The following is a 25,303-nucleotide window of genomic DNA, read 5'->3' on the forward strand; positions in this document are numbered from 1 at the left end:
TGTGAAAAAAGGCCGGATCGCTTCAGCGACCCGGCCTTTTTGCCGTCGATGATCAGGCCCGAGATGACTAGGCCCAATCGCGCTCGGGATACCGGCCCTTTCGGGCCAGCAAGTAATCAGAAGATTTCGATATGGGATTTGAAGCCCAGAACTGCCGCGTCTTTTAGGCCCTGCTGCGCACCGGGGCGGATGAAATACTGGAAGTCAGGAGCGAAGGTGATGCCGCGCCAGACACGGATCTGATACATGGCTTCGATCACCATCCCGTTGGTCTGCGGGAAGAAAGATCCGTTCAGAAGGGTCTGATAGCCAAGGCTCTGCTGAATCTGCTGGGCTGTCTTCACCTTCTTGGAGACCTGGATATAGCTGAAGTTCACGCCCCAGGCATCGAGCGGGCGGGATTTCCAGAAACCACGGTCGAGCACACCGAGAGAGAACTGACGCTCACGGGTCTGGGTAACGGGTGAGTTGTTGTAGAACACGCCAAGCAGAGTAATGCCGGCATCAGGGCCATTGCCCTTGTGGCGCATGATCATCTGGTCAGCCAGTGCATAGGCCGACCACGAGTTGTTATGCACCTTGCGGGCCTGACCTGTCACGGCCCAGTAATTATCGTTCAGATCATACAGTACATCGGGATGCGGTGCGGTATCGACGATCCCACCGATCTTGTAGTGACCGGGCAGCTTGTCCTTGCCGAAGATGGGTTCCCATCCGGCTTCGACCGGTGCGGCCTCACCATTGATGTCCGCGCCGTTCCACTTGAAGCCCGTACGCATCTGCTTCACGCCGTAGATGCCCATCGTGTTGAAGTAAACGCCGGCCTGAATATAGGTGTATTGTGAGGGACGAACACGGACTCGGGCTGCCCAGTTCGAGTCCGGATAGGACGAATGGCTGGTATTGTCGGAAGATGCTTTCGGATTACCGCAGAAAGCATTATTCATGAAGTTGCAATACAGCGGGTTCGACGAGAAGTCGGTCAGAAGCGGAATACGACCGGCCGCGATATCGAGATGGCCGTTGAACAGTGTCTCCTCGCCATAGATATAAACGAGATGGACGACCACGTTGCCGCCACCGCCGTAGATTTCCTGGCTGGGATTCAGATTATCGCCGAACATGCGGCTGGCGGGAATGCCGTAACGGCCAACGAAAACGGCATGGGTGGAGAAGCCGCGGATACCGGCAAGCTTTTCCCAGTCGATATCGTTTTCGAAGCCGTATTGACCGGCATTACTGCTGCCCTGGCGGAGACCGAGACCCTTTGTTGGGCTGGTAATGGCACCGGCGAATTCATTGGTCGTGTCGAGCAGGATGGCCACACCATGCTGACGCAGCCAGGTGTTCCAGCCCCAGGGATCATCGAAGATCGCCTCAGGATGGGGTAGGGGCGGCACGGTAGAATTCTGAAGATTGACGCTGCCGATCGGGCTCGATACGCGCACGGCAGGAGCAAGGCCCGTTCCGTTTGGAGCACCACCTGCCAGAGGCGACTGCGCCTGGGCCGACGGGATGGCAGAGAACGTAGCGAGAGCTGAGGTGACGACACCCAGCGCCTTTAGGGAAGTACGGGGAAGAGACATGAGGGCAGTCCGCCAGTCGGATGGATAACGCAGGGTTCCAGTGCTTTGAGGGAATAGGAGCGCTTCCTGTTCCCAACATGACCCTTTTATTACATATGATTTAGATTTGGCAACATGACCAAGGCAGGATAACGCCTCACAGCCCTGTGATACAGAAAACCGGAAGGACGCTGTGTCTTTCCGGTCACTGTTTATTACAGCGCAGGCCGATTACTTGGCGGCTTCAAGAGCTGCGATGATGGCTTTCTTGGCTTCTTCCGGGCCTTCCCAGCCCGAGACTTTCACCCACTTGTTGGGTTCAAGGTCCTTATAGCGTTCGAAGAAGTGTCCGATGGCCTTCAGCGTGATTTCCGGCAGATCATTGATGGTCTTTACATCAGTGTACTGCGTATGGATCTTGTCATGCGGCACGCAGATGATCTTTTCATCCTGTCCGCTTTCGTCTTCCATCTTCAACATGCCGATCGGACGTGCACGGATGACCGCACCGGGAACGATCGGGCCGGGAGCCAGCACGAGAGCATCAGCCGGATCACCGTCTGCGGCCAGCGTGTTGGGGATGAAGCCGTAGGCTGCCGGGTAGTTCATCGGGGTGAACAGGAAGCGGTCGACGAAAACTGCGCCGCTCTCTTTATCGACCTCATACTTGACCGAAGAACCCTGCGGGATCTCAATGACAACATTGATGTCGTCGGGAACAGACTTGCCGGGGGAGATTTTGGTGACGTCCATCACTTCATTTCCTGGAAGGGTTGCATTTATGGTGCGATCCTAGCGGTTTGACAGGACGCTGCACAGACGCGGTAACGTTATGTACCGGACATATTGTTAACATCGCCACTTTTTTCCGTTTTGATGTGTTCTATACGCGTCATCATGCCCCGTTTCTCATCGGTCCACATGACCAAGATCGCGCTCCGGGGCGATGACATCACGCAAGCGTTGCTTGATGTCCTTCGGGCCAGGGAAGCCCCCATCGCGTTTGCGTTCCCAGATGAGCACGTCACCCGCCGTGATACTGAAATGCCCTCCCGTATCCGGCACCAGCGCGACCTCACCGAGATCGGTGCCGAAACTCGAGAGTAATTCCTGTGCAATCCAGGCGGAGCGCAGCATCCAGTTGCATTGCGTGCAGTAACGGATCGCAACGCGTGGTTTGGGATCGCGATCGGGAGGGGAGGGCTGTGTCGACATGGGGCGTATTCCCGCTGCAGCAGGCTGTGAAGGATAATCGGGTCGCCTATCCCAGGCGACCCGACACAGGATTTCCCTAACATTGCAAATTTGGGGCGAATACGGATTTCTTTGCCGCGCCGTCTTGCAAAACGGCGGGAATTGCGCGATTTCGAGCCTAACCTGTGCGCCTGTAGCTCAATTGGTTAGAGCAGGCCGCTCATAACGGCTTGGTTGCGGGTTCGAGTCCTGCCGGGCGCAGGGGTTTTCGCTCCAGAACGGAGCGCACTCGAGCCGCGTTCTCGTCTTTTCCGACCGACCATTTCATCAGGAGATCCGTCATGGCCGCCTATCAGTATGTCTATGTCATGAAGGACCTGACGAAGGCCTATCCCGGGGGGCGCGAAGTCTTCAAGGGCATCACCCTATCCTTCCTTCCCGGCGTCAAGATTGGTGTGCTCGGTGTGAACGGTGCCGGTAAATCGACGCTGCTCAAGATCATGGCGGGCATTGAAAAGGAATATGGCGGTGAGGCCTGGGGCGCGGAAGGCGCACGCATCGGTTATCTGGAGCAGGAGCCCAAGCTCGACGAGTCCCTGACCGTTGGTGAGAACGTGGCGCTCGGTTTCGGTGACCTGAAGCACGCAGTGGATCGCTTCAACGAGATCTCGATGGCTTTTGCCGAGCCGATGACCGACGATGAAATGACTGCCCTTCTGGCCGAACAGGCCGAATTGCAGGAAAAGATCGACGCTGGCGACGGCTGGGAGCTCGATCGCAAGCTTGAGATCGCTCTTGAAGCCCTGCGCTGCCCGCCTGCCGATAGCCCTGTCACCATGCTTTCCGGTGGTGAGCGCCGTCGCGTGGCGCTGTGCCGCCTGCTGCTCGAAAAGCCCGACCTGCTGCTGCTTGACGAACCGACCAACCATCTCGATGCCGAGAGCGTGGCCTGGCTCGAAAAGACCCTACGCGATTATCAGGGCACCGTCATGGTCATCACCCATGACCGCTACTTCCTCGACAATGTCACGAACTGGATTCTCGAAATCGAGCGCGGTCGCGGCTATCCGTTCGAAGGCAATTACTCCTCCTGGCTGACCCAGAAGCGCAAACGTCTTGCTCAGGAGGAGAAGGAAGAGAGCTCGCGCCAGCGCGCCCTTGCCGCCGAACAGGAATGGATCAGTGCCTCGCCCAAGGCCCGTCAGGCCAAGAGCAAGGCCCGTATCACCAAATACGAGGAAATGCTGGCCGCCAGTCAGGAGCGTGCCGGTGGCACGGCCGATATCGTCATCACCCCCGGCCCCCGTCTGGGCGGCACTGTGATCGAGGCTGAGAACCTCTCAAAGGGCTTTGGCGATCGACTGCTGATCGACGGCCTGAACTTCAAGCTGCCGCCGGGTGGCATCGTGGGTGTGATCGGGCCGAACGGTGCGGGTAAATCCACGCTGTTCAAGATGATCACGGGTCAGGACCAGCCGGATGGTGGTGCGCTCAAGATCGGTGACACGGTCAAGCTCGGCTATGTCGATCAGTCACGCGACTCGCTTGATGACAGCAAGACGGTTTGGGAAGAAATCTCGGGCGGCACGGATGTCATCCAGCTGGGCAAGCGCACGGTGCCGTCACGCGCCTATGTCGGGGCCTTCAACTTCAAGGGCTCCGATCAGCAAAAGCGCGTCGGTGTGCTCTCGGGTGGTGAACGTAACCGCGTGCATCTGGCCAAGATGCTCAAGAAGGACAGCAACGTCATTCTGCTCGACGAACCGACAAACGATCTCGATGTCGACACGCTGCGCGCGCTTGAAGATGCTCTGGCCGAGTTCGCCGGTTGCGCCGTGGTCATCTCGCATGATCGCTGGTTCCTCGACCGTCTGGCGACGCATATCCTCGCCTTCGAGGGTGATAGCCATGTCGAATGGTTCGAGGGTAACTTCCAGGATTATGAAGAAGACAAGCGTCGCCGCCTTGGCCCGGATTCGACCGAGCCGAGCCGTATCAAGTATCGTCCCATCGCGCGCTAAGGGATGAGGATGTCGGAGTGGCGTTTCTCTGACATCTCTCCTGTCGATGTCGGAAAGGGGTCAGTGCCATGACCCTTGGGCGCCAGATACGGACCCAGCGGCTCGTGCTGCAGCCGGTCTCCTGGCACGACATGCAGGACATGATCCGTCTAAAGACCAATGGCGCTTCATTTGGGCGCATGCTGGGCGGGGTTCGCTCGCTCAGGCAGGTCGAGGACGAAATGGCCGATGACCTCGCTTTCTGGGCAAAGCGTGGCATCGGTATTTTCACCATTCGCGAGAATGATCGCTTCGTAGGAATTACGGGGCTGCATGAGCGTCCGGATGGGCGCGGTCTCGGGCTGCGTTTCGCACTTGTGCCGGAAGCGGCGGGGCGCGGTATTGCGCGTGAAGCCGCTGCCGCTGCCATGCGTTTCGCTCTCGATGCCGGGGTGAAACGCATCGTCGGCGTGACCCGCGAGGACAATATGGCTTCGCGCATCGTGCTGGGCAGTATCGGTATGCATCATGTCGAAAGCTTCGAACGCGACGGTTATCTGATGCTTGTTTACGAGATCACGCAGGACATCCCGGATTCCACCACTCGGATATGACCCGTTACGAGGGCTGCTCGGTCCGGACGATGTTCCCCTTTGCGCGTTGCGCAGCACTCCTTCAGCCACTGATAACGCTTTCCAATCCGCTGCCGGTCCTTCGGCGCAGTTTTGCATAAGCGTGATACGCAGGTGCAGCTATCCTGTCTTGATCCGGTTAGACCCGAGCCTAGCGTGAGGCGTAGGGCATGGGTGCGCGCGCAGGATGAAGGGGGAGGGTCGGTGATCTGCTCGCGCTTCGACTCCCTGCGCGATGGCACAAGCTTTGTATCGCGGGCCGATAAGCAGCATCGCATCATGGGATGCCTTGAATGGGCAGGAAATTGGCGAGGCACGGGAAGCCTCTATTCCGGCGAGACGCGCACGATTGAAGGTGCCGTAAGCATGGCGAACCAACCCCCATAGTCCATGAGGCACATGATCTGTCGACGGCTCCGACAGTTATCCCTGACCGCCAATGGATCGAGCGCCAAGAGCCCTAGGGCACCCTTACGCGGTTAAGGGGGAGGGGGCAGATGCATGATCATCCGGCACGGGGAGTAGGATCTGGGTCGTGACTCGCAGAGTCTTCCGGGATTGCCTCAAGGGCATCCACATAGCCACACTGACACGTCACGTTCGCGATTCAGGGACGTTCAAACCTTCTCCCGCGGGGTGCGCGACCCGGCGGAAGAAGGCGTTACCGTCAGTGACGGTGGGAGAGCTGACGCTCCAGAGCGCTGATCAGCGTGGCGACATTGCCGCCATTGCGCGCGAGGTAGGAGCTATAGTCTTGTCGCTGAGTCAGGCGCAGGCTTGTGCCTTCACCGATCATGTCGACAATCTTCATGCCGCCATCATGGGCAATCAGCAGGCCCATATCGGCGACGGGCTGGCCCGGACGCATGATCTGCGCGCTGACCAGTTCGCCGTTGGGCGTATTGGATGTGCCGGTGACCTTGAAGCTGACGCCACGATAATCGCCGATCTTGTCGGTTACCGCATTGACCAGAACCTGATGGAACAGCTTGAGATACTGTGCCTGCTGTTCAGGCGTCGCGGTGCGCCAGTAGCGCCCCAGGCAGAATTTGCCGATGGTGGCGATATCAACGTTATCCTGCAGCAGCGGCAGCACTTCGGCGCGCTTCTCGGACAGGGATTTGTCGCTGTTGATGATCCCGACCAGCTTGCCGCCGAAAGAGGTGACAAAGCCCTGAGCATCTTCCGCATGAGCAGGGCTGGACAGGGCCGCTACCGAAACAAGTGCCGTGGTCAGGACACCCAGAGCCGTGCGGCGGGAAAAGGAGAGGCAGGTCTTGAGCATGTCGGGAGGTCCTTAATTGTACCAGTCCGGCACGGTCGCCCGGTGGTCGTTGCGCATGGTCTCGACCTGGCTGGCACGGTTCTGCTGCCAGGCGCTACGGATGAAGGCGTAGGGATCGAGCGAATCCTGTTCGACCTGATCGATCTCGTCAATATGGCTCGAAAAGCCCCCCAGAACGCCAGCGATATTATACGCCCAGTTGAAAGTCAGGAGACCGTAGCCACGAGGCACATAGTTGATCGGGGACAGGCCCTGAGCAATGGCGTAACCGCCTGCGTCGCGCAGGGTGTTCGGGCCAAGGCCGGGGAGGAAGAGATACGGACCGCTCGGAACGCCCCAGGTGGCCAGCGTCAGCCCGGGATCGCTGTCATGGTGCGGATAACCGAGCGAGGTTGCGACATCGATGAAACCGGCGGCGCCCAGCGTCATGTTGATGACGTAACGCATGAAATCGTCACCGGCGCGACGCGGCTTGCCTGCACCGACATCGCTGAAGAAGACGGTGGGCATGTACCAGGTCTGGTTCAGGTTATCGATCGAGTTGCGGATCGGCTTGGGCACTGCCCAGGCCCAGGCCTTGCCCACCGGGCGCAGGGCATGATGATAGGCCCACATCTGGATGCCGTACATCTTGCGATTGACCGGCTCGTAGGGGTCGTTGGCTTCCTTGTAATCCGCCAGGGCTTCCGGATCCTTCGGGGGCGGGTTACGCCAGCTCGCGCAGGCGCTCAGGGAAAGAAGGGCTGTCAGCCCGACAAGAAGACGGCCGCCCTTGCGCTTCTCCTGCCGTGTCGTTCGGCTCTCGACGGCAGATCCGGCGTCTTGCCGGTTATCGGAATCACCTAGCGGTGCGGTCATCGCAATCCCCAAGTCGTGTCAGCGCGCTCGGTCGCGCCAGAAACTGCGCACCTGCCCACGATCGTTTTGTACGAAGCTGGCATCCAGCCCCGGTCTCGTTACTTTCTCGCGTCACCCGAAAGCGCAGCATGACACCAACCACCCTAGGGGAGAAGAGGCGCGTGCTGTCCCTTAAGAGACGCAGCATCGTGGTTTTCTAGCACGATGTCTGCCAGACGCCAGACCGTAGATGCCAACTCATGCTGTCTCTCTAGCGTTTGAAGAGGCCCGCGGTTGGCGAAGAGAGGCTTTATATACTTTGACACAGAGCATTTCTCCGATCAGTGTGGCCCCGAATCAACAGATGGAAGCACCTCGTCCATGAGAGCATTAGTTAAGAGCGCCGTATGTGTGGCGGCGCTTGCCGGGTTAATGGACGGTGCGGCGCAGGCAGCGCCCGCTGTGACGGTACAATCCTGGGGCCAGACCCCTGCAGGTCAGGAGGTGAAGATCGTCACCCTGACCAACGATCATGGCATGACCGTCCGGGTCATCACCTACGGCGGAATCATCCAGTCTGTCGAGGCGCCGGATCGTTCCGGTCATGTGCAGGATCTCGTTCTCGGCTTCGGCACGCTCGACGGTTATACCAAGGACTCCGCACAGGGCGGCCTGTTCTTCGGCGCGATGATCGGCCGTTACGCCAATCGTCTGGCGCATGGCACGTTCACCATCGATGGCAAGAGCTACCATACCGATCTGACCGATCCGCCGAACGCGCTCCATGGAGGCAAGGTGGGTTTTGACAAGCATGTCTGGACGTTGGTCGATACAAAGAAGAATGCCAAGGGTGCGTCGGTTACACTGCGTCTCGTCAGTCCGAATGGCGATCAGGGCTTCCCCGGCACACTGACCACCAACGTGACCTACACGCTTGATGAGAACAACGCGCTCAGCCTGCATTACCAGGCGACCACCGACGCGCCGACCGTTCTGAACCTGACCAATCATTCCTATTGGAACCTGAATGGCGAAGGCTCGGGCTCGATCGAGAATGAAGTGCTGCAGGTGAATGCTGCGCGCTATACCCCGACTGACGGCACCTCGATTCCGACGGGCGAACTTGCTCCAGTCGAGAATACGCCGCTCGATTTCCGCAAGCCCATGCGCATCGGCGATCGCCTGCGCAGCGATTTCCCGCAGATGCTCATCGCCCGTGGCTATGACCATAACTGGGTGGTGGATGGCGCTTATGGCAAGGCACCCCGCCCGGCTGCGGTGATCTTCGACCCGGCTTCGGGGCGTACGCTTGAGGTATCGACCAACCAGCCCGGTCTGCAGGTCTACACCTCGAACTCACTGACCGGAAAATACGCGGGCATTTCGCATCGCGCCTATCGTCAGACTGACGCTGTCGCGCTCGAGGCCGAGCATTATCCGGACAGCCCCAACCACCCCGCGTTCCCGACTACGGAACTCCGCCCGGGTCAGCACTTCGATTATACGACAATCTTCAAGCTCGGGACACGCTGAGCCGGTCTTATGCCTGTGCCCCGCTTTCGGGGCACAGATCACGCATCATGGCGGTGGTGAGGGTGACCGAACGCCCCATCGCCCCCCCATCTTTTCCCGTCATGACCTCCGAGAACACGCCGCGTCACGAACACGCCGCGATCCGCTGCCAGATGCAGCACGGTCAATGTGGCGCCATGCCGTCCCGATCCTGGATCTGAGGCCAGAGCGACGCGATGCTTTACCTCCAGTTCGAGAGGGCGTTCGAGTTCGAGCGCTACTCTGTGGCTGCGCCAGGTCATCGCCAGTTCGGTTTCGCCATGGGCGCGGCCATAGCTGAGGGACATGGCATCTTTCAACGCGATCTGATGAGCGGCGCTGCCGAGCATGAACATTCCGGCCACGGCGGCGGCTGCGTGACCGATGCGGCAGAACTGGGCGTGGGTCAGTAGGGGTAGAACCAGACGGGTTACCTGAAGCGCGACGATGGCCGAGGCCCCGACAACCAGCCCGGCCACGAGCACGGAATGATCGAACAGGCCAAAACGCGCATAGAGCACCAGCTTGATTGCGTGAAGCAGCACCTCATTGGCGGCGCGTGTGGCGATGATGGCTTCTTTCTGCAGGCCGAGCTTCTGGTAGAACCGGTTGAACAGGAGGCCCGTTGCGCCCGTGAATCCCGAGATGAAGCCGGCTGCAAAACCGATGATGGGCAGGCTGCGCCAGCAGGCAGGATCGGGCTGGATCGTTGCCTGCGGGCGCAGGAGAAGCAAGACATTGCCGCTCAGGAACAGTCCCAGAAGCAGTTCGAGATAGACTGGTGGCATGAGGCGCAGGCAGTACACCCCCAAAGCGGCGGCTGGCAGCGCTGCGGGCAGGAACAGAAGCACCACGCGCCACATGATGGCGCGCCGGAATGTCGCGATTCTGCCTGTCGTACTGATCATCGTGCCGATGGAGAGGGCCGCCGGGATGCGCGACGCCGTCAGCATCAACCCCAGCACGGGCATGATGACGAGCCCGGCCCCACCCCCAGCGACCGAGGAGATGGTGAAGGCGGCACAGGACAGGATGAAAAGGAGCAGGACGAGCAGCATTGCAGGGCTTTCCGTTTCCGTGGTCCCCTATGTCTCGCGGCATCGGGAGTTTCGGTCCGGGAGGTTAGCTGAGAATTATTCGCAGCTATCTGACAAATCATGTCTGCCTGCGGCGGGGGAGGGTGCGAGGTGCTGTGCTGATGGCAGGGCGCAAGCTCAAAGCTTGCGATCGCGCTTGATCCTGTCCCAGGCCGCATTGATGCGCGCCACGCGATCGGCGGCTTTGGCCATGGCGTCGGGGGTCAGGTTTTTCTGGCTTAGCACATCGGGATGATGTTCGCGTATCAGCACGCGCCAGCGGGTGCGCACTTCCTGATCCGTAGCCGAGCGCGTGAGTCCGAGTTCGACATAGGCGTCGTTCTCGTTGCTTGCCGAGCCTGAGCGCCCACTCTCCGCCCTGTCCCACGCGCCGGGAGGCAGGCCGAATGCTGCATGCACCTTTTGCAGGAATGTGGTCTCCGCCGGATGGAGCGGCGCGCCCGGAGGAAGATCGGCACGGGCAATGACAAACAGCGCCATCAGGAGTTGCTCGAGTGGCGCGCGATCCTTGGCAAAGCCCTTACCGAGCTCGCGGGCATACATCTCGTAGTCATCGGTCCGGTCGCGTGCCCGATCGAACAGCATGCCGACCTCACGCATGTTATCGGCCGGGAACTGGAAGAGAGAGCGAAAGGTAGAGATCTCGGCCTTGTTCACGGGACCATCGATCTTGGCCATCTTCGCGCAGAGCGCGACAAGACCGATAGCGTAGAGCTGGTCGGTCTTGCCCAGCAGGGTGGACATCTTGGCAGCGGCCATGAAGGCAGCGCCATTGGGGTCAGGTGCGCCCTTGGTACGCCAGTGCTCATGCCAGCCGCCTGCAGGCGTCTCGAGCAGCGCCCCCCGGTCGGCCGCATGCCCCAGAGCTGCCCCCATGAGCGCGCCCATCGGCCCACCTACCGCGAAGCCGGCCACACCACCGAACATTTTACCCCAGAATGCCATGACCTACCGGTAGCATGAGGGCAGGGCGGAGTTCAAACGCTGGCCGGACGATCCGCAGCACTGCCCGCTGCGGTATCCCTCTCCTCATTGGCAGCCCGACCGGGTGCGAGACGCGGCAGGCAGTTACCCAGCGCGCTGATCAGCGCTGGCAGGTCATAGGGTTTGGGAAGGATCGTCACGGAAGGATCGCCCTGCACCGCGTGGCTGTCCCCAGTGGCGAACACAATCCCGATATCGGGACGCAGGGATCTGGCCTGCTCGGCCAGTTCCTTGCCCGATTTGCCGGGGAGATTCACGTCGGACAGCAGCACATCGACAGGCATGGTCTGCAGGACGATCAGGGCCTCGTCATAATCGGCGGCCTCAACGGTCAGATACCCTGAGTCCCTGAGCATTTCGGTCGTCGTCTGACGAATAAGCCGGTCATCCTCGACGAACAGCACTGTGACACAGAGGGCCTGTGACGGCGCGCGCGCCTCCTGCGTCGCCTCCGGTGGCATCGCGTTACCCGTTGACGTCTGAATGCCACGTGTCTCAGCAGCACTGCGCTGGGCGCGATTGCCAAGCACGTGGCGGAACTTCCGGGCGAGGGCGTCGCGCGTGTAGGGTTTGGAAAGCAGTTCGACCCCGGCATCCAGACGTCCGCCATGGACGATGGAGTTCTCGGTATAGCCAGAAGTGAACAGCACCCCGATATCGGGCAGGCGTTCCTTGGCACGACGCGCCAGTTCCGGGCTCTTGAGCGTACCGGGCATGACGACATCGGTGAACAGGATGTCGATGGGCATGCCGCTCTCGATCACCACGAGCGCATTGGCCGCATCGGTCGCTTTCAACACGCGATAGCCGAGGTCCGACAGCATTTCGACTACCGTCGCGCGTACCTCGTCATCATCTTCGACCACGAGCACGGTTTCGGTCCCGCCGGTGACCGGCCCCATATGGTGCTCAATCTCGACATCCTCAGCATCCATGGCACGCGGCAGATAGAGCTTGATCGTCGTGCCTTCGCCGGGTTCGGAGTAGATATTGATGTGACCGCCCGATTGCTTGACGAAGCCATAGACCATGGACAGACCAAGCCCCGAGCCCTTGCCCTCGGCCTTGGTGGAAAAGAAGGGCTCGAACACCTTCGCCAGGATCTCGGGCGTCATGCCCGAACCCGTATCACTGACAGCGAGCAGCACGTACTGGCCGGCCTTCACGTCGTCATGCTGGCGCACATAGGCATCATCGAGATGGGTATTGCCCAGCTCTATGGTGAGCTTGCCCTGACCCTCCATGGCATCACGTGCGTTGATGGCGAGGTTGAGCAGCGCGTTCTCGATCTGAGCGGGGTCGATGAACGTATTCCACAATCCGGCAGACACCACAGTCTCGATCTCGATCCCCTCGCCGATGGCGCGGCGCAGCATGTCATCCATGCCGCGCACGAAGCGCGTCACATTGACGATCTTGGGCTCCAGCGCCTGCCGCCGCCCGAAAGCGAGCAACTGGCTGGCCAGGCGCGATCCGCGCTGCACCCCGCCCATGGCGCTGGCAATATGGCGCTCGGCACGTGCGTTACCGGCTACATCGCGCCCAAGTAACTGCAGATTGCCGCTGATGACCTGCAGCAGATTGTTGAAATCATGGGCCACGCCCCCGGTGAGCTTGCCGATCGATTCCATCTTCTGGGCCTGCGCCAGACGGGCCTCGGCCTGGCGGCGCTCCGCAATTTCCTCGATTACCCGGTTTTCGAGCGTCTCGTTGAATTTGCGCAGTTGTTCCTCGGCCCTCTGGCGATGCCTTACCTGACGGGCAAGATCTTCCGCGTGCTCGCGCAAGGCAGCCTCGGCTGCGCGCTGATGGGTGATGTCGGTATGAACGCCCACCCATTCGGTAATGATGCCGCTCGGGTCAAGAATGGGCAGGGCGCGTATGGCGAAGTTCCGCCACTGACCGTCGCAGCTGCGCACACGATGCTCATGGACGAACATGGTGCGTGCCGAGACCGAAGCGTTCCAGGCCATTACCGTTGCGGCAGAATCATCGGGATGCACGGCATTGGCCCAGCCAAATCCCTGATACTCCTCATAGGTCTGACCCGTCAGGGCTGCCCATCCCGGCTGTTCGCCCGTCATGCGGCCATCAGCGCTGTTGGTCCAGAGTACGCCGTGGACGGCCTGCATGGCGGTACGAAAGCGCCGGTCGCTGGCGGCTACTTCGACGATTCGTCTCGTGCGCTCCTCGATATCGATGCCCAGAATATGCACGCCGGGTATCGAGCCATCCTCGGCGAGATGCGGCACATAGCGGAATTCAGTATGGCGGCAGGTGCCGTCCTGTTGCGGCAGTCGTGTTTCGGCCACCACATGATCGCCGGACAAGGCGCGCTCCAGATCTGGGCGGCGGTCCTGATAGACGCGCTCGCCCAGAACCTCGGTCACGGGCCGGTTGACGATGCGATCAAGCGGCAGGCCGAGCCAGGTTTCATAATGCGCATTGGCAAAACGATAGACGTGTTGCCGGTCGACATAGGCGACAAGCATGGGCGTCGCATCGGTCACGCGCCGCAATTCGGCCTCGCTCGAGGCAAGACGCTTCTCGGCAAGAGCACGTTCAGTGTTGTTGACGATGGTGCAAAGCACCCCCCCGGCGGTTTCGTTCGTTTCGTAGACGGGGGTGAAATAGAAATCGAGGATCAGCGTCTCGATCTGATCCTTCCGGCTCAGTGCGATCTTCCGATTGAGAAGACTGTCGGCCTCCCCGCGCAACCCCGCTTCGAGAAAAGGTCTTGCCCAGTCATCGAGTTCAGGGAAAGCCCGTGCGAACGAGCTTCCGAGCGCACAGGGGTGGCGGTCCCCTGCGATGATACTGAAGGCGTCGTTATAGAACAGGATCTGTTCCGGCCCCCAGAGCAGCATCTTGGCCACGGGAGAGTTGACGATATTGGTGATCGTCGCTCTCAGCGGGTCGGACCATGTGCGTGTCGGGCCGACGTCATGCTGTGTCCAGTCAAGTCCGCGTATGAGCGCACCGCATTGGCCGCCAGCAGGCGGAAAAGCGATCCCCTCCTTCTTCGCCGCGCTGGCCATTTTCTCACGCAGCAGGGTGAGCCCGGCTTCGATCATGGCGCGCTCGTCTGCAAAACTGCCACGCGTGATCTCGGCCTCAATGAAGGCTTCGAGGCTGTCAGAAGAAGTGGCAGCGCCAGATGGGCAAGACGTCATGGATCGATGAAGCCTCAGCGTCACAAAGGTGAGCATGATGATGTTGTCGTTAAATATCGACAACAATCGTCATTGGCTAGGGGTTCGCTCACGATCGGGTGAGTGGCGGCTCAGTGGCTCGGAACTCAACCGCATCACGATTGGCACAAAGGCGTCTAACGTCCTCCCGCAATGGCTTTTCGATCAGGAAAATGCAAAAGACAAGACCAGTATAAGAAACAGGTTTTGCATCAAGATCGGAGAGAACTCGATTGCCCGCGCATTGCGTATTTTACCTCAACGAGAAAGATGTGTCGGTGCTTACCTGCGCGGGATTTGGTTCGTTTCCCGCCTATTCCGGGTCCGGCGTCTTAACCAATCGCCCTGCCGCGACCAATAACAGGAATAATGGTCCTCTTCCGCGGGGGCTGTACCATATTCTCGATCGACAATGTGGGGGGCGGCTGGGTGTCGTCAGGGACCATGTCGGTGATTTCTTCGCGGGCACCCATCGTCAAGACTGGTTCGCCCTCTACCGCGATGATGGCGTCATAGACGATCAGACATCGATAGACGGCATCAGGCGTGGGGCATTCCGGCTGCATCCAGTCGGCTTCTGGGGGATCAGCAAGGGATGCATCACGTTGCCCGATGCCCATGATTTCTATCGCCTGCGCGAGATCCTGCTCGCGCAGCCTCCTGCCTACCTGAATGGAATGCGGTCTTACGGGACGCTGGAAGTCAAATGAAAGCGCTCATCACCCTGCCAGTCGCCGTCGCTGTCTATCTTGCTCTGGGCAATGCGACCCATCACTATTTTGCCTGGTCAGGCCGAAGGTGGAAGGTTTTATCGCCCGTCTTTTATATCAATGACGCTCTCGGTCTGGATCTGAGTCAGGCCGGCATCATCATGGCGACCATGATGCTCGTCAGCCTCATTCTGGCTTATGGCATCGTGACGGGGCTAGGCGCGCTGATAGGCCGCCGCCGCGGCTAGATGACATCGGCAGCATGAGGAGGTGGGACGGATCTCGACGGATCGAGGCCGCAGATGTCTTGTCGAATCATGGTCCTTTGCTGCGCAGGAAAACCAGACAAGCCACGCGCAGCGCCGAGGCGAGCGGGCGTTCCGGTGGGCGCGTCGCATCGATGCTGGCGATCAGAGAGGCGAGGGAATTCTCCGCACTCATCTCTTCCAGCACGGCCCAGAATTCAGGCTCGAGGGCGATGCTTGTGCGATGGCGTGACAAGGTGAAGCTGCGTTTGACGAGATCACTCATTCGATGCGGCTTCCTGCAATTCGGTTTGTGCCCATGCGGCAGCGTCAGCGACAATCGGGCTTTCGTCCTGCGTCAGATGCGCGACAAGGGGTAGATGCGCGCGATCACCGGAATTCCCAAGCGCAATCAGGACGTTACGCACGAAGCGGTTGCGCCCGATGCGCTTGATAGGCGAGCCGGAGAAAAAGCTGCGGAATCCAGCATCGTCGAGCCGGGCCAGATCATCCAGTTTGGGGGCCATCAGATCGGCACGGGGCTGAAGTTTCATGTGGCGCGACGTCGCAGCGAAACGGTTCCACGGGCAGGCATTGAGGCAGTCATCGCAGCCATAGATGCGATTACCCATGGCCTTGCGGAATTCTACCGGGATCGGCCCGTCATGCTCGATGGTGAGATAGGCAATACAGCGTCGCGCATCGAGCGCATAAGGGCGCGGAAAAGCGTCGGTGGGGCAGGCGGTCAGGCAGCGCGTGCAGCTGCCGCATGACCCGGCGCGTGGTGGTGACGGGGTTAGGTCGAGCGTGGTGTAGATTTCACCCAGAAGCAGCCATGACCCGTGATCGCGGGAGACGACATTGGTATGCTTGCCCTGCCAGCCAAGCTGGGCCTGCTCGGCCAGAGGCTTTTCCATAACCGGCGCCGTATCGACAAACACCTTCACCTGTGTGCCATCGCCGCCAACATCCTGACGCACCACGAATTGCGCCAGATGCTTGAGCATGCCTTTGAGCACGTCATGATAATCGCGATGGCGGGCATAGACCGAGATCGTGCCCGTATCGGGCTGGTCGAGCGTTTCGGCAGGATCGGCCTCGGGTGCGTAGGAAAGCCCGAGTGAAATCACGCTGCGGACTTCAGGCCAGAGCGCCTTGGGGTCGCCGCGCTGTCCGATGCGCTGCTCCATCCAGCTCATCGTGCCGTGCCGCCCGTCTTCCACAAACTGGCGCAGCCGCGTGCGGGCTTCCTCGGGCAGGGAGGCGTCGCAAAAGCCGATCGCATCGAAACCGAGATGCCGCGCATGGTCGGCAATGCGGTCTTCGATGCTCTTGCTCATGGGGAGAGAGGCGTCATGGGACCGGCGGCCAGTCCGGCTGGGGGAACTCGTCCTGCGTCCAGTCTCCGGCGGCCCAGTCGGCGCGCAGGGCGAGCGCTTTCTGCGGCAGGGTGCCGTCGACAATGGCGACCCGTATCTGGCGCATCAGCCGCTGGTAATAGGCCAGATTATGCCATGTCAGCAGCATCGGCCCCAGAATTTCATTGGCACGGAAGAGATGATGCAGATAGGCGCGGCTATGGCGTGAGCAGGCCAGACAATCGCAATCGGGGCTGATCGGACGGTTGTCTTCTGCATGGCGCGCATTGCGCATATTCAGCGTGCCGCGCTCAGTATAGGCGCGTGCCGTGCGGCCTGCGCGCGTGGGCATGACGCAATCGAACATGTCGACGCCACGCTCGACACCGCCCAGCAGGTCATCGGGCGTCCCCACGCCCATCAGATAGCGCGCATGGTCCTGCGGCAGGAGTGGTGTGGTGAAATCGAGCGTCGAGAACATCAGTTCCTGACCTTCGCCCACCGCCAGGCCGCCGATGGCATAGCCTTCAAAGCCGATATCGGTCAGGGCCTTCGCCGAGCGGGCACGCAGATCGCGTTCGGTCCCACCCTGCACAATGCCGAACTGGCCATAGCCGGGGCGCTGCACGAAGGCCTCACGCGAGCGCGCTGCCCAGCGCATGGACAATTCCATGGAGGATTCGAGACGCTCCGGCGTGGCGGGCAGGGCGGGGCATTCATCGAAACACATGGTGATGGTGGCATCGAGCGCGTGCTGGATGTCGGTGCTGCTTTCCGGCGTCAGGCGATGCTTCGAGCCATCGATATGCGAGTTGAACGTCACTCCGTCCTGATCGAGCTTGCGCAGCGCGCCAAGCGACATGACCTGGAACCCGCCTGAATCGGTCAGGATCGGCCCGGACCAGCCCATCATGCGATGCAGGCCGCCCATCTTGCGCACGCGTTCGGCACCCGGGCGCAGCATGAGGTGGTAGGTATTGCCCAGAATGATACCCGCACCCGTCGAGCGCACGGCATCCATGGTCATGGCCTTGACCGTGCCGACCGTGCCGACCGGCATGAACGTGGGCGTCGGGATCGTGCCATGGGCGGTATTCAGATGGCCCGCACGCGCCTGACCGCAACAGGCCTCGGCCTTCCACTGCATTTTCGTGGCGGATTCGGTCATGGGGCGCGGTCCAGCAAGCAGGCATCTCCGTAGGAATAGAAGCGAAAGCCCTCGGCAATCGCATGGCGATAGGCGTCGCGCATGGTTTCGGTTCCGGCCAGCGCACAGACGAGCATGAACAGGGTCGAGCGCGGCAGGTGGAAATTGGTCATCAGCCTGTCGACCGCCCGGAAACGATAGCCGGGCTTGATGAAGATGGAGGTCTCGCCCTCCCACGGATGCACGATGCCCTGCTCATCGGCAGCACTTTCGAGCAGGCGTAGGCTTGTGGTGCCTACGGCCACGATTTTCTTGCCGCTGGCGCGGGTGTCGTTGATGAGCTGCGCTGTCTGGGCGTCAATGCGGCCCCATTCGGCATGCATCTTATGGCTGGCAATCTCATCACGGACGGGCAGGAAGGTGCCCGCTCCTACATGCAGGGTGAGGGTGTGACGCTTCACACCGCGTGCGTCGAGCGCGGACAGCAGGTCGGGGGTGAAATGCAGTCCCGCCGTTGGGGCGGCAACGGCACCCTTATGGCGTTCGAAAATTGTGGCGTAGTCGCTGTCATCCTGCGCGGTCGGGCCGGTGGGGCGGTCGATATACGGGGGCAGGGCCAGCACACCGGCCCGTTTGAGGAAGTCGTCGAAGGCCTCCCCTTCGGCCGAGAACCGCATGGAGATGGCCCCATCTCCCTCATTCTCCACCACGTCAGCCGTGACAGGATCGCTGCCGAAATGCAGCGTGTCGCCGGGCCTGAGCTTGCGGGCATTCTTCGCCAGCGCGTGCCAGCTGCCATCGCTCAGGATACGGTCGAGGGTGATGCCGATCTTTGCCTCGCCGCGTCGTGCCGCGAGCTGAGCGCGTATGACGGCTGTGTCATTGGCCACCAGCAGATCGCCCGGCTCCAGCAGGGAGGGGAGATCGCTGATACGCGCCTCGCTCAGGGGCTGGCTGGCAGCCACGCGCAGCAGGCGCGCTGAATCGCGCGGTCGGGCGGGTTCCAGGGCGATATTCTCGCGCGGAAGATCGAAATCAAAATCGGATATCTGCATGGGCGGCTCGGTTTAGGCCAGAACCGCCCGTCAATGCCAGTGCAAATCAGGCGGTGGGCGGCTCGGATATCTTCAGACGATACGGCTCTGATGAGGAGGCGATCCGCAGTGGAAACGGCGCGTGCCGCGCCCGTATCACGCCTGTCGGCTTTTTCAGGATAGGGCTGGCTGCCTGGTACGGCAGATCGTTTGCGCGATTTGCGGCTCTGGGGGCGCCTGGCCCGTATCGGGTCCGGTCACGCCGTGCCGTCCGGGGCAGAGCTTGAGATGATCGATCAGCCAGCGTCCTGCCGGGCCAGGGGGCTCTGCCGTAGGGTAGACCACCGTCATGGGCATGGCCGAACCACCGGGCGTGAACCCATCCATCTGCAGTTCCACTAGACGACCTGCTTCGAGATCGGCGCTGATGCTGTGCACCGGCATGCCGCCCCAGCCAAGCCCGCCGAGGAGAAAATGATGCTTCGCATACAGGTCTGCCAGACGCCACGTAGCGGGCGAGAAGATACCGCGCTCGCGACCAGCGGAAAGATCGGTCCGATCGGTCAGGACCAGTTGCACATGGCGCGCCAGTTCTTCCTTGGGGATCGGGCCGTCATGGCGGGCGAGAGGATGCTCCGCCGAGGCCACCATCATGAATCGGATGTCACCCAGCGCCTCCGAGGAAAGGGCATCGGGCAGATCGGGCAGGGGACCTGCAATGCCGATCTGGGCGCGTGACTCGAGAATAGGCTGGAAGACCCCGCCCAGCGCCTCGACATAGAGACGCAGCGGCGTCTGGGGGAAAGTCTCGCGAAAGCCGCGCGCCACGCGGGTCATTCGGTCCATGGGAAAGAAGACATCCACTACCACGGAAAGCTCGGGCTCGATGCCCGACGCCATGCCATAGGCACGCGCCTTCATGTGATCGACGCCCATGACGATACCGCGCGCATCGGCGAGCAAGGTCTGGCCCGCCTTTGTCAGTTGTGGATAGCGTCCCATACGGTCGAACAGGGCCACGCCCATCTGGGATTCCAGTGTCGCGATCATTTCGCTGATCGCAGGCTGCGAGCGTCGAAAGCGCCTCGCCGCTGCCGAAAAGCTGCCATCATCGGCTGCCGCGATGAAGACACGGAGCTGATCGAGCGAAATCCGGTCCAGCATGATCCCCCCATCCATAGTCCAGAGCGATACTATCCATCGGAAGATATCGAGTGTCGAGATGGGTTAACGTATGGGACGGTATGCGGGAACAGCAGGTTGACGCCCCATCACGGGGTTTTCCTGCTTCCTCATCAGGCCCTGAAGCAGAGAGCGCCCATCATGAAGATCCTTCACATCGATTCCAGCATTCTCGGTGACAATTCTGCCAGTCGCGCCCTGACGGCCGAGACCATCGCCCATCTCAAGGCAGCCCATCCCGAAGCCGAGATCACCTATCATGACCTGGCCGCCCATCCGATCCCGGATCTTTCGGCCGGTCATATGGCGGCGCGTTTCGGCGCGGAGGTGACCGATGAGGCAATCCAGGCCGATCTGGCGCGAGGCAACGCCCATGTGGAGGAACTGCTCGCCGCCGATATCGTGGTGATCGGCGCGCCGATGTACAATTTCACCGTTCCTGTCCAGCTCAAGAACTGGATCGACCGTATTGCGGTAGCGGGCAAGACCTTCCGCTATGGTGAGAACGGTCCCGAGGGGTTGGTGCCCGGGGGCAAGAAGGCGGTTCTGATCTCGACCCGCGGCGGCAATTATACGCCGGGTACTCCGGCGGCGCCGATGGACCATCAGGAGCCCTACATGACGGCTGTGTTCAGCTTCATCGGACTGCGCGACATAACCTGGATCCGCGCTGAAGGGCTGAGCCGCGGGGCAGAGGCCCGTGATGCGGCCATGAGCGCCGCCAAGGCCGATATTGCCGCGTTGACACTCTGATTCAATTCGAAACGAAGGAGCTCTTTTCCATGAACAAGACCATTCTCGCCAGCGCCGCCCTTTTCGCGGCTCTCGTCTCTGTCCCGCACGCGCACGCCCAAAAGGGCGGCACGCCTGACCCCAAGGCGGTTCAGGCTGGCAGTTACAGCGTCGAGCCCTATCATACCCAGGTCGCGTTCACGCTCCTGCATATGGGCTTCACCAATTTCTCAGGCTTTTTCTCGCAGGCCTCAGGCACGTTGACCCTCGACCCAGCGCATATCGACGCGACGAAGTTGGATGTCACCCTGCCCATCGCCTCGGTCCAGACTACTGTGGGCAAGCTCGATGGCGAGCTGAAATCCGCTGACTGGTTCGACGCCGAGAAATTCCCCACGGCCCATTTCGTCTCCACACGCGTCACGCGCGCCGGAAGCAGCATGGCGACGATCACGGGCGATCTGACGCTTCATGGCGTGACCAAGCCCGTCACCTTCAAGGCGCGTCTGATCGGAAGCGGCGTCAACCCGCTCGACAAGAAGGAAACGGTTGGGTTCGAAGGCACCGCGGTGATTTCGCGCAGCGCGTTCGGCGTTTCGCGCTATGTGCCGTTGGTGGGTGATCAGGTGACACTGCATATCGCCGGCGCTTTCGAAAAAGCCTCCTGAACAGGGGCGATCGGAAGTGATGGGCGGTATGCGCGATCGATCTGGCATGAAGTCGCGTTATGACCTCGTGGCCATGGGCCTTCACTGGCTCATGGCCCTGGGGATACTGGCGCTGATCGCGATCGGGTTGGCCATGGTGCATGGCGGGTTACCTCCCGGTACGATGTTCCGGCTATTTCAGCTGCATAAATCGATCGGGATCACGATCCTGCTCGCGGCGCTGTGTCGTCTGGCGTGGCGCCTTGCACACCGCCCTCCCGTTTTTGTCGGAACGATGCCGCGCATGGAGCGTCATCTCGCGGCGCTCGCCCATGCCGTTTTGTATGCGGCCATGATCCTGCTGCCTCTGAGCGGATGGGCCGTGGTGTCGAGTTCCGTCTACGCCATTCCGACCGTCCTCTATGGCCTCATACCCTGGCCGGATTTGCCCTACCTGCCGCATCTGGCGAACAAGCAGCCGGTCGAGGACGCATTCTCCGCCCTGCACAGCTATGGGGCTTATGGTTTCATTGCCCTGATCACGCTCCATGTGCTCGCGGCGTTGCGGCATCAGCTCATCCTCAAGGATGGCGTGCTTGAGCGCATGCTGCCCCAGTTGGGAAAGAAAGATCGATGATCACGCTCAGAATGTCGCGTCGCGCCCAGCCAGTACTCGTTTTACACGCTCTGGCCTTGCCGGTTCTCGTGCTCCTCGCCTCCGCCCCCGTGCGGGCGCAGGACTGGGTGCTCGACAAGGCACAAAGTCATATCGGCTTCACTGGAACCCAGACCGGGACACGTTTCGCCGGGGAGTTCGGGCGATATGATGGCGAGATCGCGCTGGACCCCGCGCATCCCGAGAGCGGGCATATCGAGGTGACGATCGATCTTGCGAGCGCCCATACCGGGGACACGCAGCGTGACACGGCCCTTCCGGGCGCAGACTGGTTCGATGTGGCCCAGTTCCCGAAAGCGCGTTTCGTTTCAACTGCCATCCGCTCAGTGGGCGAGAAGCATTATGAGGCACTGGGAACGCTATCGCTGCGTGACGTCACCAAGCCCGTCACCCTGCGCTTCACTCTCGAGGCGAAAGATGGCAGTGCTTACGCGCAAGGTCAGGCAGATCTTGTCAGAACGGCATTCGGCGTCGGGCAGGGGCCCTGGGCCTCAGGGCAATGGGTGGCACTCGAGGTTGGCGTAACCTTTGACCTCGTGGCCCATGGCAAGAAGTGATCATCTCCCGCTGACCTCGCCTCAAAAATCCCCTCCATAAGATATCCGACTAGTTCCCTGGGCGACGTCTTTCGACAGGGCAAAACCGGGAGGGGGATGAACTGCGCCCTCAAATCGACTAGACAGGGAACAGATCATCACTGGAGAAATTCGATGTCTTACGCCGCCCTTGACGCTGCCCGCGTCGCAAAGGCCTCAAAATCCGCTCTGACTGCTCTGGGGCAGGTCAAGGAACAATCCGAAACCCATCAGCGCAAGACGATCATGATCGAGCGTATCGAGGCACTCGCCGGTGCGGCCGCCGAGACGAGTCTGCCGGGTGGTGGTCTGGTCACGCTGACATCGGAAGAATTCTGGCTGATCAGCAAGAACTGGTAACATCGCAGTGTTGCGCCATCCGGGTTGTCCCGGTGGCGCCTGCATCTCTCTGCGTGTCGTGAAAAGGAACTGGAAACATCCTTTCGAAAGGCCGCGGCGATCCGGGCAGCACGTTCAGCCCTGATAAGAGGCGATCTCGATAAGGTTCTGATCCGGGTCATGGATATAGACCGAAGTGATCGGCCCGAGCGCTCCGATACGGTTCACCGGTCCTTCGATGATGGCCACGCCGCATTTTTCCAGATGGCGTATGATATTTTCCGAATCGATTGCCGTGGTGAAGCACAGATCGCTCACCCCCGGAGCCGCTTTCCCGGCTGTGGTCCAGCCTTCTGAATCCAGCGGCCGCAGATTGATCTTCTGGCCGCCAAAAGAGAGCGAGACGCGATTGTTGCGGCCATATTCCTCGATTTCCATCCCCAGAACGCGCTGATACCAGTTGGCGGAAAGGGCGCGGTCACGAACCGTGAGAACGATATGGTCGAGGCGATCGACGGTAAAACGCATGAGGTCCGGACTTTCGCTGACAGGGGCCTCAGTGTTCAGTATCAGTGTTCCGCCCCGCCTGACTAGAGATCTCCGCTGTCTCACCCGGCAGGAAGCGCATGAGCGACGTGGCGATCATGGGGGCCACTGCGATCAGCACCATGAAGCGCGCAATCTGCATGGCCATGACAAAAGGCACATCGATCGGTGTCGAGGCGGCGATGATGGCGATTGAGTCCGCGCCACCGGGGCTGGTGGCCAGATAGGCGCTGAGCAGATCCACATGCGCGATCCGGGCCAGCGGCCAGGACAGGAGCGCACATCCTGCAATGAGCACACAGGTCGAGAGCGTGACAGCGGGCAGGGCGCGCCAGACGTGGCCAAGTACGTCGCGGGTGAAGCGTCGGCCGATCATCCAGCCGATGATCACATAGCTCGGGGCCAGCAGCCATTCGGGCAAGGTATAGCTGAGCCCCAGAAAGCTCTGGCACAGCACCCCCAGCGCCAGACTGACCAGAAGCGGCGCGGCACCCAGGCGCAGGAATGGGGTGACGACTGCCGTAAGCGCCACGATGATGAAACAGGGCCAGATTGGCAGATGTGGGTCCGTGGGGAAAAGTGGATGCGCCCCATGCGAGGACACCACGATATGCGAGACGATCGAGGTGGCGATCGTGACAAGAAAGACGCGCAGATAGACCATGAAAGCCACGAGGCGCTGATCGGCGCCATAGGACTCGCAGAGCAGGGTCATGGCGGTTGCGGCACCGGGGGACGAGCCCCAGAGCGCGACGCTGCCGGGCATGACGCGCAGCCGGGCGAGGACCCAGCCCAGCGAGAAGCTGATCAGAATGACCGAAAACACCCCTCCGAGGAAAATGGCCCAATGGCTGACTACCTCGCGCAGGACGCGAAGTGTCAGGGAATGGGCCATCAACTGGCCGATGATCGACTGGGCGAGGGGAGGCAGCCGCCTGTCGAGCGGTATGCTGCCTCCCGAGACCGCAACGATGATGGCCGCAATCATTGGGCCGATCAGGAGAGCGGCGGGAAGACCGGCAACAAGCAGCCCTCCGGCGAGCACCGCCGAGAGCAGCGTGAGAATGACGAGGATGCCTATCGCATTCTTCATGGCCCCTGCCTTTGCACCAGCGTCGATCCCTCCTCAGCTCAGGCCGAGAACCCGATATCCTGCGTGGTCGTCACGCGGCACAGCCGGGGGAATACATGGGTGATCGTCATCTCATGCATCTCCTTGTTCAGCGAGGTGCAGGCATCCTCAGGGACCACCACATCATAGCCAAGCTCCCAGGCGTGGCGCAGCGTCGATTCCACGCCAAAATTCGTGGCGATACCGGCCAGAACGATGGTCCTGATACCGCGGCGACGCAGTTGCAGGTCGAGATCCGTTCCCGTGAAGGCGCCCCATTGGCGCTTGAGGATCACGAGATCGCCCTCCTGCTGCAAGCCCGGCGCCAGATCGCTCCAATTGGCAGGCAGGGCAGTGGCGGTGGACAGGGGGGAATCGACATTATGGGGCGGGGCATCCGCGAAATCGGGCGCGAAGCCGACATGAACGAGCGCAACGCAGACTCCTGCGGCGCGAGCGGTTTCCGCAAGTTTCCTGCCCTTGGCGAGCACTTCCTGGCTTGAATGAGGCGTTACAGGCAGGGACAATATGCCGCTCTGGAGATCGATCAGGACGAGCGCCGTCGTTTTGGGATCGAGAGTGAGCATGGGAGAGCCTTTCATCGATGGAAACGTCACTGCCCAGTTATGCGAGGAATTCCTCGCATAAGTCAAATGCCATCGCCC

The 25,303-nt window shown here is 60.9% G+C and carries 26 protein-coding genes and 1 tRNA gene; 11 read left to right on the forward strand and 16 right to left on the reverse strand.

Translation table 11 applies throughout. The features are described from left to right. Positions 1-116: 116 nt before the first annotated feature. The 3 genes from WFJ47_RS02930 to WFJ47_RS02940 form a co-directional block, all read right to left on the reverse strand. Positions 117-1,586 carry a carbohydrate porin gene (locus WFJ47_RS02930; protein ID WP_336760784.1) on the reverse strand — a complete coding sequence of 490 codons (1,470 nt, stop codon included), beginning with the start codon at positions 1,584-1,586 and terminating at the stop codon, positions 117-119. Positions 1,587-1,796: 210 nt separating this feature from the next. After that, positions 1,797-2,318 carry an inorganic diphosphatase gene (ppa, locus tag WFJ47_RS02935; protein WP_127100618.1) on the reverse strand — a complete coding sequence of 174 codons (522 nt, stop codon included), beginning with the start codon at positions 2,316-2,318 and terminating at the stop codon, positions 1,797-1,799. Between the two features lie 156 nt (positions 2,319-2,474). Continuing rightward, positions 2,475-2,780: a SelT/SelW/SelH family protein gene (locus WFJ47_RS02940; protein ID WP_127100616.1), complete on the reverse strand. Its 306-nt coding sequence runs from the start codon at positions 2,778-2,780 to the stop codon at positions 2,475-2,477. A gap of 166 nt (positions 2,781-2,946) precedes the next feature. Between WFJ47_RS02940 and WFJ47_RS02945 the strand changes: the two genes are divergently transcribed. From WFJ47_RS02945 to WFJ47_RS02955, 3 genes are all read left to right on the forward strand, one after another. Beyond that, positions 2,947-3,020, forward strand: a tRNA-Ile gene (locus WFJ47_RS02945). A gap of 80 nt (positions 3,021-3,100) precedes the next feature. Next, positions 3,101-4,780, forward strand: a complete 1,680-nt coding sequence (gene ettA / locus WFJ47_RS02950) for an energy-dependent translational throttle protein EttA (protein WP_023979103.1) — start codon at positions 3,101-3,103, stop codon at positions 4,778-4,780. Between the two features lie 68 nt (positions 4,781-4,848). Beyond that, positions 4,849-5,373 carry a GNAT family N-acetyltransferase gene (locus WFJ47_RS02955; RefSeq protein ID WP_336760786.1) on the forward strand — a complete coding sequence of 175 codons (525 nt, stop codon included), beginning with the start codon at positions 4,849-4,851 and terminating at the stop codon, positions 5,371-5,373. Positions 5,374-6,058: 685 nt separating this feature from the next. Here the strand turns inward: WFJ47_RS02955 and WFJ47_RS02960 are convergent. Together WFJ47_RS02960 and WFJ47_RS02965 are read right to left on the reverse strand one after the other, a co-directional pair. Beyond that, the gene (locus WFJ47_RS02960; protein WP_127100610.1) at positions 6,059-6,676 is read right to left on the reverse strand and encodes a phospholipid-binding protein MlaC; all 618 of its coding nucleotides are present in this window, start codon (positions 6,674-6,676) and stop codon (positions 6,059-6,061) included. Between the two features lie 12 nt (positions 6,677-6,688). Beyond that, a complete protein-coding gene (locus tag WFJ47_RS02965) occupies positions 6,689-7,534 on the reverse strand; it encodes a VacJ family lipoprotein (protein ID WP_127100608.1) in 846 nt (281 codons plus the stop codon). Between the two features lie 360 nt (positions 7,535-7,894). Here WFJ47_RS02965 and WFJ47_RS02970 point away from each other — a divergent pair, with 360 nt between their 5' ends. After that, positions 7,895-9,046 carry an aldose epimerase family protein gene (locus tag WFJ47_RS02970; protein WP_336760789.1) on the forward strand — a complete coding sequence of 384 codons (1,152 nt, stop codon included), beginning with the start codon at positions 7,895-7,897 and terminating at the stop codon, positions 9,044-9,046. A 38-nt stretch (positions 9,047-9,084) separates the two neighbouring features. Here the strand turns inward: WFJ47_RS02970 and WFJ47_RS02975 are convergent, their stop codons facing one another. The 3 genes from WFJ47_RS02975 to WFJ47_RS02985 all read right to left on the reverse strand — a co-directional run bounded on the left by WFJ47_RS02975 (position 9,085) and on the right by WFJ47_RS02985 (position 14,318). Further along, entirely contained in the window at positions 9,085-10,122 is a 1,038-nt protein-coding gene (locus tag WFJ47_RS02975; protein WP_336760790.1) for a sulfite exporter TauE/SafE family protein, read from the reverse strand. Between the two features lie 156 nt (positions 10,123-10,278). Then, entirely contained in the window at positions 10,279-11,106 is an 828-nt protein-coding gene (locus WFJ47_RS02980) for a TerB family tellurite resistance protein (protein WP_336760791.1), read from the reverse strand. A 32-nt stretch (positions 11,107-11,138) separates the two neighbouring features. Continuing rightward, entirely contained in the window at positions 11,139-14,318 is a 3,180-nt protein-coding gene (locus tag WFJ47_RS02985) for a response regulator (protein WP_336760792.1), read from the reverse strand. Positions 14,319-14,608: 290 nt separating this feature from the next. Between WFJ47_RS02985 and WFJ47_RS02990 the strand changes: the two genes are divergently transcribed. Next, positions 14,609-15,046: a DUF2778 domain-containing protein gene (locus WFJ47_RS02990; protein WP_336760794.1), complete on the forward strand. Its 438-nt coding sequence runs from the start codon at positions 14,609-14,611 to the stop codon at positions 15,044-15,046. Continuing rightward, positions 15,043-15,294 (forward strand): hypothetical protein, encoded by a 252-nt coding sequence (locus WFJ47_RS02995; protein ID WP_336760795.1) that lies wholly within the window; start codon positions 15,043-15,045, stop codon positions 15,292-15,294. The genes WFJ47_RS02990 and WFJ47_RS02995 overlap by 4 nt, the downstream gene beginning before the upstream one ends. A gap of 67 nt (positions 15,295-15,361) precedes the next feature. Here the strand turns inward: WFJ47_RS02995 and WFJ47_RS03000 are convergent, their stop codons facing one another. The 5 genes from WFJ47_RS03000 to WFJ47_RS03020 all read right to left on the reverse strand — a co-directional run bounded on the left by WFJ47_RS03000 (position 15,362) and on the right by WFJ47_RS03020 (position 19,994). Further along, positions 15,362-15,577, reverse strand: coding sequence for a ribbon-helix-helix domain-containing protein (locus WFJ47_RS03000; protein ID WP_127100596.1), 216 nt, complete (start codon positions 15,575-15,577; stop codon positions 15,362-15,364). Then, on the reverse strand, positions 15,570-16,631 hold the full coding sequence (queG, locus tag WFJ47_RS03005) for a tRNA epoxyqueuosine(34) reductase QueG (RefSeq protein WP_336760797.1): 1,062 nt from the start codon (positions 16,629-16,631) through the stop codon (positions 15,570-15,572). The genes WFJ47_RS03000 and queG overlap by 8 nt, the downstream gene beginning before the upstream one ends. Positions 16,632-16,644: 13 nt before the next feature. Then, positions 16,645-17,817 carry a tRNA guanosine(34) transglycosylase Tgt gene (gene tgt / locus WFJ47_RS03010; protein ID WP_336760798.1) on the reverse strand — a complete coding sequence of 391 codons (1,173 nt, stop codon included), beginning with the start codon at positions 17,815-17,817 and terminating at the stop codon, positions 16,645-16,647. After that, on the reverse strand, positions 17,814-18,851 hold the full coding sequence (gene queA / locus WFJ47_RS03015) for a tRNA preQ1(34) S-adenosylmethionine ribosyltransferase-isomerase QueA (protein ID WP_336760800.1): 1,038 nt from the start codon (positions 18,849-18,851) through the stop codon (positions 17,814-17,816). The genes tgt and queA overlap by 4 nt, the downstream gene beginning before the upstream one ends. A 153-nt stretch (positions 18,852-19,004) precedes the next feature. Then, positions 19,005-19,994, reverse strand: a complete 990-nt coding sequence (locus WFJ47_RS03020; protein WP_127100588.1) for a LysR family transcriptional regulator — start codon at positions 19,992-19,994, stop codon at positions 19,005-19,007. Between the two features lie 159 nt (positions 19,995-20,153). On the opposite strand from WFJ47_RS03020, the gene WFJ47_RS03025 reads away from it, so the two are divergent. From WFJ47_RS03025 to WFJ47_RS03045, 5 genes are all read left to right on the forward strand, one after another. Continuing rightward, on the forward strand, positions 20,154-20,765 hold the full coding sequence (locus tag WFJ47_RS03025; protein ID WP_336760802.1) for an NAD(P)H-dependent oxidoreductase: 612 nt from the start codon (positions 20,154-20,156) through the stop codon (positions 20,763-20,765). Positions 20,766-20,794: 29 nt separating this feature from the next. Continuing rightward, the gene (locus WFJ47_RS03030) at positions 20,795-21,412 is read left to right on the forward strand and encodes a YceI family protein (RefSeq protein WP_336760804.1); all 618 of its coding nucleotides are present in this window, start codon (positions 20,795-20,797) and stop codon (positions 21,410-21,412) included. A gap of 28 nt (positions 21,413-21,440) precedes the next feature. Further along, on the forward strand, positions 21,441-22,028 hold the full coding sequence (locus WFJ47_RS03035) for a cytochrome b (protein ID WP_233581934.1): 588 nt from the start codon (positions 21,441-21,443) through the stop codon (positions 22,026-22,028). Further along, entirely contained in the window at positions 22,025-22,624 is a 600-nt protein-coding gene (locus WFJ47_RS03040; RefSeq protein WP_336760806.1) for a YceI family protein, read from the forward strand. Before WFJ47_RS03035 ends, WFJ47_RS03040 begins: the two co-directional genes overlap by 4 nt. A 153-nt stretch (positions 22,625-22,777) precedes the next feature. Continuing rightward, on the forward strand, positions 22,778-23,002 hold the full coding sequence (locus WFJ47_RS03045; protein ID WP_127100580.1) for a hypothetical protein: 225 nt from the start codon (positions 22,778-22,780) through the stop codon (positions 23,000-23,002). A 114-nt stretch (positions 23,003-23,116) separates the two neighbouring features. Here WFJ47_RS03045 and WFJ47_RS03050 read toward each other — a convergent pair whose 3' ends face one another. The 3 genes from WFJ47_RS03050 to WFJ47_RS03060 are packed head-to-tail and all read right to left on the reverse strand — an operon-like array spanning position 23,117 to position 25,225. Continuing rightward, complete coding sequence (locus WFJ47_RS03050; RefSeq protein WP_127100577.1) at positions 23,117-23,509, reverse strand: VOC family protein; 393 nt, start codon at positions 23,507-23,509, stop codon at positions 23,117-23,119. Between the two features lie 28 nt (positions 23,510-23,537). After that, positions 23,538-24,620: an AbrB family transcriptional regulator gene (locus tag WFJ47_RS03055; protein WP_336760808.1), complete on the reverse strand. Its 1,083-nt coding sequence runs from the start codon at positions 24,618-24,620 to the stop codon at positions 23,538-23,540. Positions 24,621-24,658: 38 nt separating this feature from the next. Beyond that, positions 24,659-25,225, reverse strand: coding sequence for a hydrolase (locus WFJ47_RS03060; RefSeq protein WP_336760809.1), 567 nt, complete (start codon positions 25,223-25,225; stop codon positions 24,659-24,661). Positions 25,226-25,303 lie beyond the last annotated feature (78 nt).

The organism is Asaia sp. VD9, assembly GCF_037150015.1.
Taxonomy (GTDB): Bacteria; Pseudomonadota; Alphaproteobacteria; order Acetobacterales; family Acetobacteraceae; genus Asaia.

Excerpts from the sequence above, each read along its gene's own strand:
- WFJ47_RS02930 (WP_336760784.1), bottom strand. The coding sequence starts at position 1,586 with ATGTCTCTTCCCCGTACTTCCCTAAAGGCGCTGGGTGTCGTCACCTCA.
- ppa (WP_127100618.1), bottom strand. The coding sequence starts at position 2,318 with ATGGACGTCACCAAAATCTCCCCCGGCAAGTCTGTTCCCGACGACATC.
- WFJ47_RS02940 (WP_127100616.1), bottom strand. The coding sequence starts at position 2,780 with ATGTCGACACAGCCCTCCCCTCCCGATCGCGATCCCAAACCACGCGTT.
- ettA (WP_023979103.1), top strand. The coding sequence starts at position 3,101 with ATGGCCGCCTATCAGTATGTCTATGTCATGAAGGACCTGACGAAGGCC.
- WFJ47_RS02955 (WP_336760786.1), top strand. The coding sequence starts at position 4,849 with ATGACCCTTGGGCGCCAGATACGGACCCAGCGGCTCGTGCTGCAGCCG.
- WFJ47_RS02960 (WP_127100610.1), bottom strand. The coding sequence starts at position 6,676 with ATGCTCAAGACCTGCCTCTCCTTTTCCCGCCGCACGGCTCTGGGTGTC.
- WFJ47_RS02965 (WP_127100608.1), bottom strand. The coding sequence starts at position 7,534 with ATGACCGCACCGCTAGGTGATTCCGATAACCGGCAAGACGCCGGATCT.
- WFJ47_RS02970 (WP_336760789.1), top strand. The coding sequence starts at position 7,895 with ATGAGAGCATTAGTTAAGAGCGCCGTATGTGTGGCGGCGCTTGCCGGG.
- WFJ47_RS02975 (WP_336760790.1), bottom strand. The coding sequence starts at position 10,122 with ATGCTGCTCGTCCTGCTCCTTTTCATCCTGTCCTGTGCCGCCTTCACC.
- WFJ47_RS02980 (WP_336760791.1), bottom strand. The coding sequence starts at position 11,106 with ATGGCATTCTGGGGTAAAATGTTCGGTGGTGTGGCCGGCTTCGCGGTA.
- WFJ47_RS02985 (WP_336760792.1), bottom strand. The coding sequence starts at position 14,318 with ATGACGTCTTGCCCATCTGGCGCTGCCACTTCTTCTGACAGCCTCGAA.
- WFJ47_RS02995 (WP_336760795.1), top strand. The coding sequence starts at position 15,043 with ATGAAAGCGCTCATCACCCTGCCAGTCGCCGTCGCTGTCTATCTTGCT.
- WFJ47_RS03000 (WP_127100596.1), bottom strand. The coding sequence starts at position 15,577 with ATGAGTGATCTCGTCAAACGCAGCTTCACCTTGTCACGCCATCGCACA.
- queG (WP_336760797.1), bottom strand. The coding sequence starts at position 16,631 with ATGAGCAAGAGCATCGAAGACCGCATTGCCGACCATGCGCGGCATCTC.
- tgt (WP_336760798.1), bottom strand. The coding sequence starts at position 17,817 with ATGACCGAATCCGCCACGAAAATGCAGTGGAAGGCCGAGGCCTGTTGC.
- queA (WP_336760800.1), bottom strand. The coding sequence starts at position 18,851 with ATGCAGATATCCGATTTTGATTTCGATCTTCCGCGCGAGAATATCGCC.
- WFJ47_RS03020 (WP_127100588.1), bottom strand. The coding sequence starts at position 19,994 with ATGCTGGACCGGATTTCGCTCGATCAGCTCCGTGTCTTCATCGCGGCA.
- WFJ47_RS03025 (WP_336760802.1), top strand. The coding sequence starts at position 20,154 with ATGAAGATCCTTCACATCGATTCCAGCATTCTCGGTGACAATTCTGCC.
- WFJ47_RS03030 (WP_336760804.1), top strand. The coding sequence starts at position 20,795 with ATGAACAAGACCATTCTCGCCAGCGCCGCCCTTTTCGCGGCTCTCGTC.
- WFJ47_RS03035 (WP_233581934.1), top strand. The coding sequence starts at position 21,441 with ATGCGCGATCGATCTGGCATGAAGTCGCGTTATGACCTCGTGGCCATG.
- WFJ47_RS03040 (WP_336760806.1), top strand. The coding sequence starts at position 22,025 with ATGATCACGCTCAGAATGTCGCGTCGCGCCCAGCCAGTACTCGTTTTA.
- WFJ47_RS03045 (WP_127100580.1), top strand. The coding sequence starts at position 22,778 with ATGTCTTACGCCGCCCTTGACGCTGCCCGCGTCGCAAAGGCCTCAAAA.
- WFJ47_RS03050 (WP_127100577.1), bottom strand. The coding sequence starts at position 23,509 with ATGCGTTTTACCGTCGATCGCCTCGACCATATCGTTCTCACGGTTCGT.
- WFJ47_RS03055 (WP_336760808.1), bottom strand. The coding sequence starts at position 24,620 with ATGAAGAATGCGATAGGCATCCTCGTCATTCTCACGCTGCTCTCGGCG.
- WFJ47_RS03060 (WP_336760809.1), bottom strand. The coding sequence starts at position 25,225 with ATGCTCACTCTCGATCCCAAAACGACGGCGCTCGTCCTGATCGATCTC.